General features: G+C 71.6%; 17 protein-coding genes and 1 tRNA gene. 15 read left to right on the forward strand and 3 right to left on the reverse strand.

Annotated features, from left to right (window positions below):
- The first annotated feature begins 60 nt into the window (after positions 1-60).
- The 4 genes from OG299_RS20785 (at position 61) to OG299_RS20800 (ending at position 2,938) form a co-directional block, all read left to right on the forward strand.
- On the forward strand, positions 61-615 hold the full coding sequence (locus OG299_RS20785) for a cysteine dioxygenase family protein (RefSeq protein WP_266627707.1): 555 nt from the start codon (positions 61-63) through the stop codon (positions 613-615).
- Positions 615-1,673, forward strand: a complete 1,059-nt coding sequence (locus tag OG299_RS20790; protein ID WP_266627709.1) for a YeiH family protein — start codon at positions 615-617, stop codon at positions 1,671-1,673. The genes OG299_RS20785 and OG299_RS20790 overlap by 1 nt, the downstream gene beginning before the upstream one ends.
- Before the next feature lie 181 nt (positions 1,674-1,854).
- The gene (locus OG299_RS20795) at positions 1,855-2,814 is read left to right on the forward strand and encodes a trypsin-like serine peptidase (RefSeq protein ID WP_327362264.1); all 960 of its coding nucleotides are present in this window, start codon (positions 1,855-1,857) and stop codon (positions 2,812-2,814) included.
- A 39-nt stretch (positions 2,815-2,853) separates the two neighbouring features.
- Positions 2,854-2,938, forward strand: a tRNA-Ser gene (locus OG299_RS20800).
- A 63-nt stretch (positions 2,939-3,001) separates the two neighbouring features.
- On the opposite strand, the gene OG299_RS42770 is transcribed toward OG299_RS20800, so the two are convergent.
- The gene (locus OG299_RS42770; RefSeq protein ID WP_399848213.1) at positions 3,002-3,193 is read right to left on the reverse strand and encodes a hypothetical protein; all 192 of its coding nucleotides are present in this window, start codon (positions 3,191-3,193) and stop codon (positions 3,002-3,004) included.
- Between the two features lie 178 nt (positions 3,194-3,371).
- Here OG299_RS42770 and OG299_RS20810 point away from each other — a divergent pair, with 178 nt between their 5' ends.
- Positions 3,372-3,581, forward strand: a complete 210-nt coding sequence (locus tag OG299_RS20810) for a hypothetical protein (protein WP_266627713.1) — start codon at positions 3,372-3,374, stop codon at positions 3,579-3,581.
- Between the two features lie 192 nt (positions 3,582-3,773).
- On the opposite strand, the gene OG299_RS20815 is transcribed toward OG299_RS20810, so the two are convergent.
- The gene (locus OG299_RS20815) at positions 3,774-4,748 is read right to left on the reverse strand and encodes a GlxA family transcriptional regulator (protein ID WP_327362265.1); all 975 of its coding nucleotides are present in this window, start codon (positions 4,746-4,748) and stop codon (positions 3,774-3,776) included.
- A gap of 112 nt (positions 4,749-4,860) precedes the next feature.
- Between OG299_RS20815 and OG299_RS20820 the strand changes: the two genes are divergently transcribed.
- The 10 genes from OG299_RS20820 to OG299_RS20865 all read left to right on the forward strand — a co-directional run bounded on the left by OG299_RS20820 (position 4,861) and on the right by OG299_RS20865 (position 14,204).
- Entirely contained in the window at positions 4,861-5,184 is a 324-nt protein-coding gene (locus OG299_RS20820; RefSeq protein WP_266627717.1) for a putative quinol monooxygenase, read from the forward strand.
- A 205-nt stretch (positions 5,185-5,389) separates the two neighbouring features.
- Positions 5,390-5,731 (forward strand): DUF6344 domain-containing protein, encoded by a 342-nt coding sequence (locus tag OG299_RS20825; RefSeq protein ID WP_266627719.1) that lies wholly within the window; start codon positions 5,390-5,392, stop codon positions 5,729-5,731.
- A 632-nt stretch (positions 5,732-6,363) separates the two neighbouring features.
- Positions 6,364-6,675 carry a hypothetical protein gene (locus OG299_RS20830; protein WP_266627721.1) on the forward strand — a complete coding sequence of 104 codons (312 nt, stop codon included), beginning with the start codon at positions 6,364-6,366 and terminating at the stop codon, positions 6,673-6,675.
- Positions 6,676-6,870: 195 nt separating this feature from the next.
- Complete coding sequence (locus tag OG299_RS20835) at positions 6,871-8,022, forward strand: acyl-CoA dehydrogenase family protein (protein ID WP_327362266.1); 1,152 nt, start codon at positions 6,871-6,873, stop codon at positions 8,020-8,022.
- Positions 8,019-8,987 (forward strand): bifunctional MaoC family dehydratase N-terminal/OB-fold nucleic acid binding domain-containing protein, encoded by a 969-nt coding sequence (locus OG299_RS20840; RefSeq protein ID WP_327362267.1) that lies wholly within the window; start codon positions 8,019-8,021, stop codon positions 8,985-8,987. The genes OG299_RS20835 and OG299_RS20840 overlap by 4 nt, the downstream gene beginning before the upstream one ends.
- A complete protein-coding gene (locus OG299_RS20845) occupies positions 8,987-10,036 on the forward strand; it encodes an acyl-CoA dehydrogenase family protein (RefSeq protein WP_327362268.1) in 1,050 nt (349 codons plus the stop codon). Before OG299_RS20840 ends, OG299_RS20845 begins: the two co-directional genes overlap by 1 nt.
- Positions 10,033-10,416 carry a hotdog family protein gene (locus OG299_RS20850; RefSeq protein WP_327362269.1) on the forward strand — a complete coding sequence of 128 codons (384 nt, stop codon included), beginning with the start codon at positions 10,033-10,035 and terminating at the stop codon, positions 10,414-10,416. The genes OG299_RS20845 and OG299_RS20850 overlap by 4 nt, the downstream gene beginning before the upstream one ends.
- Positions 10,413-11,579 carry a lipid-transfer protein gene (locus tag OG299_RS20855; RefSeq protein ID WP_327362270.1) on the forward strand — a complete coding sequence of 389 codons (1,167 nt, stop codon included), beginning with the start codon at positions 10,413-10,415 and terminating at the stop codon, positions 11,577-11,579. The genes OG299_RS20850 and OG299_RS20855 overlap by 4 nt, the downstream gene beginning before the upstream one ends.
- A gap of 169 nt (positions 11,580-11,748) precedes the next feature.
- Positions 11,749-12,282, forward strand: a complete 534-nt coding sequence (locus tag OG299_RS20860) for a SigE family RNA polymerase sigma factor (RefSeq protein ID WP_030292456.1) — start codon at positions 11,749-11,751, stop codon at positions 12,280-12,282.
- A gap of 272 nt (positions 12,283-12,554) precedes the next feature.
- Positions 12,555-14,204, forward strand: a complete 1,650-nt coding sequence (locus tag OG299_RS20865) for a long-chain fatty acid--CoA ligase (RefSeq protein WP_266627734.1) — start codon at positions 12,555-12,557, stop codon at positions 14,202-14,204.
- A 19-nt stretch (positions 14,205-14,223) separates the two neighbouring features.
- Here the strand turns inward: OG299_RS20865 and OG299_RS20870 are convergent, their stop codons facing one another.
- The gene (locus OG299_RS20870) at positions 14,224-14,808 is read right to left on the reverse strand and encodes an antibiotic biosynthesis monooxygenase (protein WP_266627736.1); all 585 of its coding nucleotides are present in this window, start codon (positions 14,806-14,808) and stop codon (positions 14,224-14,226) included.
- Positions 14,809-14,815 lie beyond the last annotated feature (7 nt).

The following is a 14,815-nucleotide window of genomic DNA, read 5'->3' on the forward strand; positions in this document are numbered from 1 at the left end:
TGGGATTTCAGGTGAGAACTGTCGTTGGACGTGATGGGACGGCTGCTCGACGCTGCCTGTATGACCACCACTACGCCGGCCCGTACGACCGCGAGGATGGCCGCCCTCGTCAGTGAGATCCGTACGGTCGTGGACCGGGGGCTGGCCCCGGACCTGACCGCCTACCTCGTCGGCGAGCGCGTCGCCCCGCATCTGGGTACGGCCGACCTGCTCACCCCCGAGCAGCGCGAGGGGCACCCCGACCGGTACCGGCAGCACGTCCTGCACGCGGAGCCGGACGGCAGCTTCTCGGTGGTCGCGCTGGTGTGGCTCCCCGGCCAGGAGACCGCCATCCACGACCACGTCTCCTGGTGCGTGGCCGGGGTGCACGAGGGCGAGGAGAGCGAGCTCCGCTACCGACTGGCCCCCGCCGCGGGCGAGTCCTGCGCCCGGCTGGTGGCGACCGAGCAGGTGGTCAACGGCCCCGGCGACGTCTGCGGATTCGCCCCGCCCGGCGATATCCACAAGGTCCGCAATTCCTGTCGCACCACGGCGATATCCCTTCACGTCTACGGAGCCGACGTCATCCGCCTGGGCAGCAGCGTCCGCCGCGTCTATACGCTCCCCACCGACTGATGGCCCTGCTGAACCGCCCGGTACGCGGGGCGGAGACGGAGCGCGCAGGGCGTGTTTCACGTGAAACATCCTCGTCCTGGCCGGGGTTGGGACTGGCGGCCGTGGGCGTGCTGGTGGCGTGGTGCGTGCACCGGCTGGTGCCCGACGTACCCATGCTGACCGCGTCGGTGGTGCTCGGCATCGCGGTGGCCCATCTCCCGGGCATACGGGAGGTCGTACGTGGAGCAGCCCGGCCAGGCCTTTCGCTGGCCGGCCGGCGGCTGATGCGCATCGGCATCGTCCTGCTGGGCCTCGGCCTGGGCCTGGACCAGGTGCTCCGGCTGGGCTGGGCCACGGTGGCGATGGTGGCCGCGGTGGTGGCCGCCACCTTCCTCGGCACGCTCTGGCTGGGCCGCAAGCTCGGCCTCCCCGGCGACCAGCCACTGCTGATCGCCACCGGGTACTCGATCTGCGGGGCCTCGGCGATCGGCGCGGTGAGCCAGGTGTCCGGCAGCGACGAGGAGGACGTCGCCGCCTCGGTGGCGCTGGTGACGCTGTGCGGGACGCTGGCCATCGCGGTCCTCCCCCTCCTCCAGGGCCCGTTGGGGCTCTCGGACCCGGCCTTCGGGCGCTGGGTCGGCGCGAGCGTCCACGACGTCGGCCAGGTGGTCGCCACCGCCCAGACGGCGGGCCCGGGAGCGCTCGGCGAGGCCGTCCTGGTCAAGCTGATGCGGGTGGCCCTGCTGGCCCCGCTGGTGGCCGCCGTGGCCTTCTCCGTACGGGCGCGCCGGCAGGGTGTCCGCACGCCCTCGGGCCGCCGCCCCGCGCCGGTGCCGCTGTTCGTGGCCGGGTTCCTGGCCGCGGCCGCGCTGCGCGCCACCGGGGTGCTGCCCGACGCGGCACTGGAGTGGGCGCACACCGCGCAGGAACTGCTGCTGGCAGCGGCCCTGTTCGGGCTCGGTAGTGCGGTGGACCTCCCCCGGCTGGCCAAGACCGGTGGACGGGCCGCGGTACTGGGGCTCGGTGCCTGGATCGTGGTGGCCGGGGTCTCGTACGCGGGAGTGCTGCTGACGATGTGACCCGCAGGGCATCGTCCATCGACGGGAGTTCGCCAATTCCTGGCCGGAACCGAACGAACGTTCCGACCGTCTCCTGACTTCTCGTGCCGCGCGTGCGACTCTGCGGCCGATCCGCACCGACAGCTCTTCACCCCCACCCTGCCCGCTCCGACGGGACCGGGCACGGCAGAAGGAGTCCTGCGTGAATCGTCATCGCACGGCCTTATCGGTCCTCATGGCGGCGGGCGCCCTGATCGCGGGCGCGCTGACGGCGGCCACCCCCTCGGCCGCCGCCGACGCCCCGGCCTCGTTCAAGCAGCAGCACAGCCAGGGTTTCTGGACCGCCGAGCGGATGCGCGGCGCCACCCCGCTGGACGTGACGGCAGCGCCCGGGGCCGGGCGGGCGCGGGTCGCGGCCTCGGACCGGCCCACGGCGGTCGCCCCGACGGCGGCGTCGTCCGCGGCTGCCTCCCCGACGGCGTTCCCCCAGGCGGGCGGCGCGTGGACGGGCGGCGGCGCGGTGGTCAAGACCTCGGGCCGGGTCTTCTTCACCTTCGGAGACCGGACCGCGTCCTGCTCGGGTGACTCCATCACCAGCGCCAACGGCAGCACGGTCATCACCGCCGGCCACTGCGTGAAGTACCAGGGAACCTGGCACACCAACTGGATCTTCGTCCCCGCGTACGACAACGGGACCGCGCCCTACGGCCAGTGGTCGGCCACCAAGACCTTCGCCACCGACCAGTGGGCCGCCAGCGAGGACATGAACATGGACGTCGGCCTCGCCGTCGTCGCCCCGCTGAACGGCCAGAAGCTGAGCCAGGTCGTCGGTGCCCAGGGGATCCTGTTCAACGGCGGCTACAACAAGAAGATGTACTCCTTCGGGTTCCCGGCGGCCGCGCCCTACGACGGCACGAAGCTGGTCTACTGCAGCGGGAACACCAGCAAGGACTTCCTGCTGACCAAGGACCACGGCCTGGGCTGCAACATGACCGGCGGCTCCAGCGGCGGCCCCTGGTTCCAGGACTTCAACGAGTCCACGGGCCTGGGCACCCAGGTCTCGGTGAACAGCTTCGGCTACACCTTCCTGCCCAACCGGATGTTCGGCCCCTACTTCGGCAACGAAGCGAAGGCGGCCTACGACAAGGCCCAGAATTCCTGACCCGGCCGCCCCCCACCTGCCGGTACTCTGTACCGGCCAGGTGGGTTGCCCGAGCGGCCTAAGGGAACGGTCTTGAAAACCGTCGTGGCGCGAGTCACCGTGGGTTCAAATCCCACACCCACCGCGCAGGTCAGAAGGGGTGCCCCATCAACTGGGGCACCCCTTCTGCGTTCAGCCTGTCTCACCCTCACTCGCCCGCCCGCCGGGCGGTCTCGGCCAGGCCGACCCCGGATCGGAGCCAGAACGCCGCCACGGCGTGTACGGGGTGGACTTCCCACGGGGCATCTTCCCCACCCTTGAGCGTCCGGTCCTCGAGGATGTGGCGATTGAGCTGCGGGAGCAACTTCAGGCAGACCGTCCCCACCCCCAGAGCTGCCATCGCTCCGCCGTCCGTCCCGCCTTCCCCGTCGGCCGCGAAGGCCTTGGGCGGGCCGGGTCAGCGGCTCCGCTCCCGACAGCCATGTCACCCGAATGGCGCAACACGATGTGCCACCCAGATGGCGGAAGATCAAGCTGGTTAGTGCCCCAACCGAGGCAATCCGTGAAAGGGAAACCAAATGCGCATTCGACGAATCCTTGCTGCCGTCATCGCCACGGCAGCCCTCGCCGGACTCGGCCTCACAGGCGCCGCCACCGCCACCGCCGCCACCGCACAGGGTGCCCCGTCCTACGTCACCCCTTCCGAGTGCAAGCAGGGCGGCGGAACGCCCGATCTGACGGACAACCTCTGCAAGGGCGGCACGTACAACGGGGAGAAGATCGACTAACGCCACAAGGCGCCCCGCAGCCACGCGCCGCGGGGCGCTCCCGCGCGAGCGTAGCCGGGAGAGCCACAGGGGCTGTGCCGAGGGATGCAGCACGTCATAGACGCAGGTCAGGCCCTGTCAGGCAGAGAGAAACCGGATGGTCTTGAAAACGCGCTGATCAGAAGGGCGCCCCGGATCCGGGGCGCCCCGTCGTCATGGGCGGGGTGCGTCCGGGGTGCGGATGCGGCCCGGGGTGGTGCCGAGGCGCTGTCGCAGCAGGGTGGTGAGGGTCGAGGCGTTCTCGTAGCCGACGCGGCGGGCCACTGCCTCGGTGGGGAGGTCGGTGGTGCGCAGCAGGTGGGTGGCCTGCTCGAGCCGGATGGTCTGGGCGAAGCGCAGGGGCGACACTCCCAGTACCCGGTCCACGGCCCGCTGCAGGGTCCGTTCGCTCGCGCCGACCGACCGGGCCGCGTCGGCCATCCGCAGGGGTTCGTCGATGTGCTCCCGCACCCAGCGTTCGAAGGCGCTGACCAGGGGATCGGTGCGGGCCAGGTGGCTGGGGATCGCGTAGCCGGCCTGGGTGGGCCGGTCGTCGACCACCAGGTAGCGGGCCGTGAGCTCCGCCAGTACGGGACTCGCCTGCCGGACCAAGGCGAGCGCGAGGTCGAGGTGGGCCATGGCGGCGCCGGCGGTGATCACCCCGTCGGCGTGGGCCAGCATGCTGCTCTCGTCCAGTGCCACGTGCGGGTAGGCCTGCCGGAAGGCCGGGGCCAGCCACCAACTGGTGGTGGCGCTGAGCCCGTCCAGGACCCCCGCCTCGGCGAGGAGGAACGTGCTCGTGCAGGCCGCGGCCAGGGGGATGCCGTCGGTACGGGCCTGCCGCAGGGCCTCGCGTTCCGGCCCGCGTTCCGCCGATGCCACCCAGCCCAGCAGAGGTTCGGGCTGCTTGGGGCCGGCGCCGGGTACGACGAGGAGATCGGGCCGGGGGGCGTCCTCGATGGCGACGGCCTCGACCACGTGCCCCGAGGCGGTGCGCACGGCGCCGGAGCCGCTGACCCGGGTCAGCTCCCAGCGCGGCGGCGGATGGGGCAGCTCTCCGCGCAGTTCATTGGCCATCTGCAGGACGTCGAGGACCGTGGCCAGCCCGGAGTCGAAGAGATCGTCCATGACCAGCACCGAGATCTGCATGTCGGAAACGGTAAAGCATCCGGCGGATCCGCCACTGAGCGCGGACGGTCGCCCGCTCCTACGGTGGTCGTACCGCACGGCGCGGTACGCACCACAGCAGAAGGAGACCTTCATGACCAGCGCTTCCGTCCCCGAGACCACCCGCGTCGGCCTGCTCGCCCGGATCGAGGCCAAGCCGGAGCACGCCGCCGACGTGGAGGGCCTGCTCACCGGTGCCCTCGCCCTGGCCCGGGAGGAAACCGGCACCACGGTCTGGTTTGCGCTGCGGCTCGGACCGACCACGTTCGGCGTCTTCGACGCCTTCGGCAGCGACGAGGACCGCACCGCCCACCTCCAGGGCAGGATCGCCGCGGCTCTCATGGAGAACGCCCCGAAGCTGCTCGTCGAGGCCCCCGAGATCCTCCCTGTCGACATCCTGGCGGCCAAGCTCGCCTGATTCCTTCGCCGAACAAGCAGGGGTGAGGGGCCGGTCCGTGGCCCCGTCCGGCCGCGAGAAGAGGAGGCCGAGGTGGCGTTACGCCCTTTGAGTGGTGTTTGTCGGAAGATCGGCGCGCGTGGTGGGGGCGCTGCGGTTGCGAACACATCATGACGAATGTATGCAGATCCGCCCGTCGGAACATCGCGAAACAAGGGACCTCGTCATGGCTCACCGCATCACCGTCACGTCGATCTGGACCGCGGTCATCACCGCTCTCGTGGCGCTCCTCTCCTCTCTCGGGTTCGCCGCCAAGGCCGCCCCGGCCGCCGCCCCCGCCGCTGCTCCCGCCCGCCGCACGGCCGCCGTGCGCCGGCCGGCCCGGCCGATGGGCCGGCGGAGCTGGCGGGCGATGATGCGCGGCGGATCGCTCCCGCCGACCATCAAGCAGCGGATCCGCGCCGAGGCGCACGGCAAGGCCCCGTCCGTCCGTCGCTCGACCACCGCCGCGTCCCTGGTCGGGGCGGCCTCCGGAGCCGGCCGCGAAGAGCTCGAGCTGGTCGCGTAGCGCCCGTACGGAGACGCACTGCTCGCCTCTTGGCTCTTGCCTCTTACGTCTTACCTCGTACGGACGCAGCACCCCATACGCAGCACACGGGACCCAGTACGCAGTACGCAGCACACAGCAGGCAGTACGCACCGACACCGACACCGACACCGACACCAACACCAGCAGCACCAGCAGGCGCTGGAGCCCGGTCGGCAGGTCGCGACCGCGGATCGCGCCGGCGCTGTGCCCCCGGAGCGGGGCGCGGTGGGATGGCCCCGGCGGGCGCCGGGGGCGCGCAGAGGGCGTGAAGCTTGGCATTGCAGGGCCGCAGGCCCGGGAGACGGTGGGGTTCCCGGACGGCGCGGCCCTTTTCGGCATGTCCGGCGCACATGAGTTTGAGGGAACGTTTCAGCTCGTGCATCACGGCGGTTTCAACCCCCTTCCGAGGCGCTGGCCTGGGGCATCGGGATGCGAGCGAGGTTTATCCGATGTTGCTCATACTTGCGGGGGAATCGTGGAGTCCGCGGTGGTTCGCCGGGGATTCGGTGGGCAACTCTGGTGTCGCGACGTCGTCACCAGACAGAACGACCGAGGCGGTCGGCCAACTGCCTTGGAGCAAGTCCCACTTCGGTTTTCTGGAGGATTCAGACATGGCAAGCATCCGTACCGCCCGCGTCTTCGCCGCTGTCGCCGCTCTCCCCCTCGCCGTCGCCCTCTTCGGCGGTGTGGCCTCGGCCGACAACGGCTCCTTCGCGAACGACGGATCGAATGCGAGCGTCGCCAGCGTCATCGGCAGCGGTGTCGGCGGTAACAACCACGGCAACTCGTCCACCTCCCAGCAGGTCGCCACCGGCTCCGGCGCGTCCAACCAGAACAACACCGCGCAGGTCAACGGCTCGGCCTTCACGGCGATCCACCAGGCCAACTCCAACGTCGCGGTCAACTTCCACCCCTGGTGGTAGGTGCTCCCCGGGTCCTGTGACTGCTGAGGGCGCCTGTGCCACCGGACCGGCTGAGGTCTGGTGGCACAGGCGCTCTCGCGCGTCCGGGCGACGATCCGGCCGAGCTCCTTCCGGGCTCTCCCGACCTTGACATCGACAGGGAATCTGACGGACAGTCAGGTTCACTCGATGATGTGATGCCGGGAGGCCAGCGCCGTGCACCTCGCCCCGACCGAAGGCCAGTTGCGGCTCCGCGCCGAACTGCGGGAGTACTTCCACGATCTGCTGCCGGACGGGCCCCCCGAGGAACCCGCCGCCCAGCGTGCACTGTTGCGCCGCATCGGCGCCGACGGACTGCTCGGCCTCGGCTGGCCCGTCGAGTACGGCGGCCAAGGGCGCGGCCCCGAAGAGCAGTTCGTGTTCTTCGACGAGGCCTACCGGGCCGGCGCCCCCGTCTCCATGGTCACGCTCAACACCGTCGGCCCGACCCTGATGAAGTACGGGACCCCGGAGCAGAAGGACTACTTCCTGCCCCGGATCCTGCGCGGTGACACCGTCTTCGCCATCGGCTACTCGGAGCCCGGGGCCGGCACGGACCTCGCCTCGCTGCGCACCCGCGCCGTACGCGACGGAGCCGACTGGGTCGTCGACGGGCAGAAGATCTTCACCTCCAACGCCCAGAACGCGGACTGGATCTGGCTCGCCTGCCGCACCGATCCCGACGCCCCCAAGCACAAGGGCATCTCGATCATCCTGGTGCCCACCGACGCCGCGGGCTTCGCCTGGACGCCGATCGACACGGTCGGCGGCCTCACGACCACGTCGACGTACTACGACTCCCTGCGCGTGCCCGCCGGCAACCTCGTCGGCCCCGAGCACGGCGGCTGGGGACTGATCACCAACCAGCTCAACCACGAGCGCGTGGCCCTCGCCGCCATCGGCATGCAGGCGGAGGACTTCTATGCGGGCGCGCTCCGCCAGGCCCGCACCCCCGATCCGGTCACCGGCGAACGCCCCGCCGACCTGCCCTGGGTGCAGTCCCGGCTCGCCGAGGCACATGCCCGGCTGGCCGCCGTACGCCTCCTCAACTGGCGCCTCGTCCAGGACGTGGGCAGCGGCGCACTGGCCCCCGGCGACGCCAGCGGCGTGAAGTTCCTCGGCACCGAGTCCACCGTCGAGGTGTACCGGATGTGCCAGGAGGTGGTGGGCGAGGAGGCCCTCGTACGGGGGCCTGCGGCCTTCGCCGGCGGCGAGCTGGAACGGATGAACCGGGCCGCCCAGATCAACACCTTCGGCGGCGGGGTCAGCGAGGTCCAGCGGGAGATCGTCGCCATGATGCGGCTCGGCATGAAGGGGAGGAAGCGATGACCGCCACGGCGGACCAGGCAGCGGGCACGGACGCGGAGGAGGCCGCCCGGTTCCTCGCGCTGCTCAAGGCCTTCGAGGGGCAGTCCGCAGCCACCGCGGGCCGGGGCAAGGACCCGGTCAACCTGCCCATGATCCGGCACTGGTGCGAGGCGATGGGCGACGCCGACCCCGCCTACACCGGCCCGGACGCCATCGCCCCGCCCACCATGCTCCAGGCCTGGACGATGGGCGGGCTCTCGGGCCACGGCGACCGCTCCTGCGCCTACGACGAGCTCCTCGGGCTGCTCGACGACGCGGGCTGCACCTCCGTGGTGGCCACCGACTGCGAGCAGGAGTACCTGCGTCCGCTGCGCCCCGGCGACACGATCACCTACGACGCCGTCATCGAGTCGGTGTCGCCGCGCAAGACGACCAAGCTGGGCACCGGCCACTTCGTGACCACCCGCATGGACGTCCGCGCGGACGGCGAACTCGCCGGGACCCACCGCTTCCGGATCCTCAAGTACGCGCCCGCCGCCCCGCGCGGGAAGAAGCCCGCGGCCCGGCGCCCCCGCCCGGTGGTCAACCGCGACAACCAGGGGTTCTGGGACGGGGTCGCGGACCACAAGCTGCTGATCCAGCGCTGCACCGCCTGCGCGACCCTGCGCTTCCCCTGGCTGCCCGGTTGCAACGCCTGCGCGAGCCTGGACTGGGACACCGTCGAGGCTTCCGGCGCCGGCACGGTGTTCAGCTACGTCGTCATGCACCACCCGCCCTTCCCGGCCTTCACCGCGCATGAAAATGCCGCTGCCGGGGCGGGTCCGTACGCGGTCGCCCTCGTCGAACTCGCCGAGGGCGTCCGGATGGTCAGCAACATCACCGGCGTCCCGTACGACAAGGTGCGCATCGGGCTGCCCGTGCAACTGGAGTTCCTGCGGGTCGACGAGGACCTGGAACTGCCGGTCTTCCGAGGGAGCGAGGGCTGATGGACTTCCACCCCACCGAGGAGCAGGCAGCGGCGGCCGGACTCGCCGCCCGGATCTTCCGCGATCTCGCCACCCACGAACGCCTCGCCGCCGCCGGTACCGGCAGCGACGCCGAACTGTGGAAGGCGCTCACCGCCGCCGGGCTGACCGCCGCCGTGGAGGACGTCGGTCTGCTCGGCCTGGTGCTGCTGCTCGAGGAGCAGGGCCGCACCACCGCGCAGGTCCCGTACGCCGCCACCTGCGTGTACGGGATCCTGCCCGTCGCCGCGCACGGCAGCGCCGAGCAGCGCGCCCGGCTGCTGCCCGCCCTGGGCTCGGGCGAGGCGGTCGCCACCGGCGCCTTTCCGGCCCGCGGCCGCATCACCGCTGCGCCGGACGGCCGGCTGACCGGGGCGGCCCCCGTCGTGCCCTGGCTGCGCGATGCCACGCACGTCCTGGTCCCGGACGCCGACCGGACGCTGTGGCTCGTACGGACGGACGCGCCCGGTGTGGGGACGGCCGATGTGGAGACCACGGCCCCCTGGTCGGCGGGGCGGCTCACCCTGGCCGGGGCCGAGGCGGAACGGCTGGGGGACGGAGGGGCCCACGAAGAGGTCCTGGCCACTGCCCGCACCGCCTTCGCCGGGCTGCAGGCGGGGGTGTGCGCAGGCTCCCTGGCCCGCGCCGTCGAGTACACCTCCACCCGCGAGCAGTTCGGCCGGCCGCTCTCCACGAACCAGGGGGTGATGCTGCGCGCGGCCGACGCGTACATGGACACGGAGGCGATCCGGGTCACCGCGTACGAGGCCGCCTGGCGGATCGACGAGGGACTTCCGGCGCGCGAGCACGCCTTGACCGCAGCCTGGTGGGCCTCGGAGGCGGGCAAGCGGGTCGTGCACGCGGGCCAGCACCTGCACGGCGGGATGGGCGCCGACCTGGACCATCCCGTCCACCGGCACTTCCTCTGGGGGCGCCAGCTGGACGCGTACCTGGGCTGCGGCAGTGAGCTGCTGGCCGAACTGGGCGCACTCCTGTCCGACCACGCCGCACCCGAGGGGGACCACGCATGAACGTCGGCGACACACTGGCGTCGCTGGAGATCCCGGTGACCCGCACGCTGATCGTCGCGGGCGCGATCGCCTCCCGCGACTACCAGGACGTGCACCACGACGCCTCGCTCGCGCGCGAGAAGGGCTCCCCGGACATCTTCATGAACATCCTGACCACCAACGGCCTGGTCGGCCGGTACATCACCGATCGCCTCGGGCCGGGCGCCGTCCTGCGCAAGGTGGCCATCCGCCTCGGCGCCCCCAACCACCCCGGCGACACGATGGTCCTGACCGGCACGGTGGCCGCCGTCGACGGGAACACCGTGGAGATCCGGGTCGTCGGCGCCAACGGCGTCGGCCACCACGTCATCGGCACGGTCATCGCGGAGGTGGCGGCATGAGCGTCAGCCGCCGCGACACACTCGGCGGCCGAGCCGCCATCGCCGGCATCGGCGCGACCGAGTTCTCCAAGGACTCCGGCCGCAGTGAGCTGCGGCTCGCCGTGGAGGCCGTGCACGCCGCCCTCGACGACGCCGGGCTGACCCCCGCCGACGTCGACGGCATGGTCACCTTCACCATGGACACCAGCCCCGAGATCACCGTGGCCCAGGCCGCCGGCATCGGGGACCTCTCCTTCTTCTCCCGCATCCACTACGGCGGGGGCGCGGCCTGTGCCACCGTCCAGCAGGCCGCCCTCGCCGTCGCCACCGGGGTCGCGGAGGTCGTGGTCTGCTACCGCGCCTTCAACGAGCGCTCCGGCCGGCGCTTCGGCTCCGGAGTGCAGCAGCGCGAGCCCTCGGCAGAGGGCGCGGCGCTCGGCTGGTCGCTGCCCTGGGGGCTGCTCACCCCGGCCTCCTGGGTGGCCATGACGGCCCAGCGCTACCTGCACGCCTACAACCTGACCCCCGAGGCCTTCGGCCACGTCGCGGTCACCGACCGCCGGCACGCCGCGAACAACCCCGCCGCGTACTTCCACGGCAAGCCCATCACCCTCGCCGACCACGCCGCCTCGCGCTGGATCGTCGAACCGCTGCGGCTGCTGGACTGCTGCCAGGAGACCGACGGCGGCCAGGCGGTGATCGTCACCAGCACCGAGCGGGCCCGGGACCTGCGCCATGCCCCCGCCGTGATCACGGCGGCTGCGCAGGGCGCCGGCCGCCGGCAGGAGGCCATGACCTCCTTCTACCGCGACGACCTCACCGGGCTGCCGGAGATGGACGTGGTCGCCCGGCAGCTGTGGCGGACCAGCGGACTGCGGCCCTCGGACATCGACGTCGGTATCCTCTACGACCACTTCACCCCCTTCGTCCTGATGCAGCTGGAGGAGTTCGGCTTCTGCAAGCCCGGCGAGGCCGCCGACTTCGTGGCCGCGGACGCGCTGGCGCTCAACACCCACGGAGGACAGCTCGGGGAGGCGTACCTGCACGGCATGAACGGCATCGCCGAGGCCGTCCGCCAGCTGCGCGGCACCTCCGTCAACCAGGTGGCGGGAGCCGCCCGTGCCCTGGTCACGGCCGGTACCGGGGTCCCGACGTCCGGACTGATCCTCGGCGCCGACGGCTGAGGCCGGGCCCCCTGGCCGTCTCTTGCACGGCCCCCGGGCCGCCCGCGGCGCACCCCGCCTCCTCCACCTTCAGGAGGTGGGGTGAGCCCCACCCCTACAACCTGAGATGGATCCAGCTTCGGCACTTGCGGCCGATCCCAGGCCGGGGCCGCGCTTCTAGCGTGGAGCCATGACCACGCCTGTGTGCACGCTCGCCTCGAACCCGACGCCGTACCCGTCGTTCTCGGCGTACGTCCGGACCCGCGGCACGGTCCTGATGCGCACCGCGCGCTCGCTCACCGCCAACCCGTGCGATGCCGAGGACCTGCTGCAGACGGCCCTCGCCAAGACGTACGTCGCCTGGGACCGCATCGAGGACCACCGCGCCCTCGACGGATACGTCCGGCGGGCCCTGGTCAACACCCGTACCTCCCAGTGGCGCAAGCGCAAGGTCGACGAGTTCGCCTGTGACGAGCTCCCGGAGACCGAGGACACGCCGGCATCCGACCCCGCCGAGGCGCAGGCGCTGCGCGACGCGATGTGGCGCGCGGTGACCCGGCTGCCCGACCGGCAGCGCGCGATGGTCGTCCTGCGCTACTACGAGGACCTGAGCGAGGCACAGACCGCCGAGCTGCTCGGGGTGTCGATCGGCACGGTCAAGAGCGCCGTCTCCCGCGCGCTGGTCAAGCTCCGCGACGACCCGGAGCTCACCCCGGTCCGCTGAACCGGCCCAGGCTTCTCCCCCAGCCACCGCCGGGAGGCACTCCCGGTGAAACAGCCCGGGATGTTTCACGTGAAACAGTCACGGCGCCCCGGCCCTGTGCGCGATGCACCGCGAGCCCGCCCCCAGCCTGTGCACGATGCCAACGCAAGGACCCGAACAGCGATTACTTGCCGCGTTGGTACCCCCGGGTAGTGACATGCCGACCGGTACGTGCGCAGAATCGACGGCATCCGTAGCCGCCGCAGCGCCGCAGCGCCCACCGGGAGGACGCTTTGCTGAGCACCATGCAGGACGTACCGCTCCTCGTCACCCGCATACTCCAGCACGGGATGACGATCCACGGTAAATCCCAGGTCACGACCTGGACCGGGGAGGCCGAGCCGCACCGCCGCAGCTTCGCCGAGATCGGTACCCGCGCCACCCGCCTCGCCAACGCCCTGCGTGACGAGCTGGGCGTCCAGCAGGACGACCGGGTGGCCACCCTGATGTGGAACAACGCGGAGCACGTCGAGGCGTACTTCGCGATCCCCTCCATGGGCGCCGTCCTCCACACCCTCAATCTGCGACTGCCTCCCGAGCAGCTGGTCTTCATCGTCAACCACGCGGCCGACCGGGTCGTCCTGGTCAACGGGACCCTGCTGCCGCTGCTCGCACCGCTGCTGCCGCACCTGCCCACCATCGAGCACGTGGTGGTCTCCGGCATCGGCGACCGCTCCGCGCTGGACGGGCTGGATGTCCGGGTCCACGAGTACGAGGAGCTCCTCGCGGGCCGCCCCGACAGCTACGACTGGCCGGAGCTGGACGAGCGCCAGGCCGCCGCCATGTGCTACACCTCCGGCACCACCGGCGACCCCAAGGGCGTCATCTACTCCCACCGCTCGATCTACCTGCACTCCATGCAGGTCAACATGGCCGAGTCGATGGGCCTGACCGACAAGGACACCAGCCTCGTCGTCGTCCCGCAGTTCCACGTGAACGCCTGGGGCCTGCCCCACGCCACCTTCATGACCGGCATCAACATGCTGATGCCGGACCGCTTCCTGCAGCCCGCCCCGCTCGCCGAGATGATCGAGCGGGAGAAGCCCTCGCACGCCGCGGCCGTCCCCACCATCTGGCAGGGCCTGCTCGCCGAGGTCACCGCCAACCCGCGCGACCTCACCTCCATGAAGCAGGTCACCATCGGCGGCGCGGCCTGCCCGCCCTCTCTGATGGAGGCCTACGACAAGCTCGGCGTCCGCCTCTGCCACGCCTGGGGCATGACCGAAACCTCCCCGCTCGGCACCATGGCGCACCCACCGGCCGGCCTCAGCGCCGAGGAGGAGTGGCCGTACCGCGTCACCCAGGGCCGCTTCCCGGCGGGCGTCGAGCCGCGCCTGGTGGGCCCCGGGGGCGACATCCTGCCCTGGGACGGCGAATCGGCGGGCGAGCTGGAGGTGCGCGGCACCTGGATCGCGGGCGCCTACTACGGCGGCGCCTCCGGCGAACCGCTGCGCCCCGAGGACAAGTTCAGCGCGGACGGCTGGCTCAAGACCGGCGACGTCGGCGTGATCAGCCCCGACGGGTACCTGACGCTGACCGACCGGGCCAAGGACGTCATCAAGTCCGGCGGCGAGTGGATCTCCAGCGTCGAGCTCGAGAACGCGCTGATGGCGCACCCCGAGGTCGCCGAGGCGGCGGTCGTCGCCGTTCCGGACGACAAGTGGGGCGAGCGGCCGCTGGCCACCGTCGTCCTCAAGGAGGGCGCGAGCGTGGACTACGCGGGGTTGCGCGTCTTCCTCGGCCAGTCCATCGCCAAGTGGCAGCTGCCCGAACGCTGGGCGATCGTCGCGGCCGTGCCGAAGACCAGCGTCGGCAAGTTCGACAAGAAGGTCATACGCAAGCAGTACGCGGACGGCGAGCTGGACGTCACCAAGCTCGGCTGAAACGGCGCGCGGTACCTGCTCAGCCCTGGCCGGCCTTCGTCAGCCAGGGCCGCAGCAGCCTGCTGACGGCGGGCATCGCCAGGTAGGTCATCAACGTGCTGAAGACGACGGCGAAGGCGGCCGTCCGCAGGACGAAGTGCAGGTTCACCAGGTACGGCCCGAGCACCGCGTTGCCGGCGAGCGAGATCGGGAAGATGGCCAGCCCCGAGCTGATCGCCATCTTCCACCGCGGCGGCGCGGGCCGGGTCGTACCCGGTTTCGCGAACCAGGTCTCCATGCCGTGCAGTTCGCGCCGGGCTATCTCGGTGTGGTGGTGGCCCAGGCAGTTGGAGAACCACTGGGCCCGCTCGGCGGAGTCCTGCCACCGCTGGAAGGCCGCATGGTCCCGGAAGCGGTGGACCAGGAACCACGGCCCGCCGTCCGTCGCCGGACGGAACAGTCCGTACCCCAGGTGCCCCGGGAAGGTCGCGGCCGTCTCCAGGATGCCGTGGGCCCAGGCCTCGAACGTCTCCTCGTGGCCCGGCTCCACCTGCCGGGCGATGAGGAGGTTCACCTCCCCGTTGTCGGCGGGGACGGTGTGCTCGCTCGTGTCGATGATGGCCATCGGGCCA

It is taken from the genome of Streptomyces sp. NBC_01296, from assembly GCF_035984415.1.
In the GTDB taxonomy this organism is placed as follows: domain Bacteria; phylum Actinomycetota; class Actinomycetes; order Streptomycetales; family Streptomycetaceae; genus Streptomyces.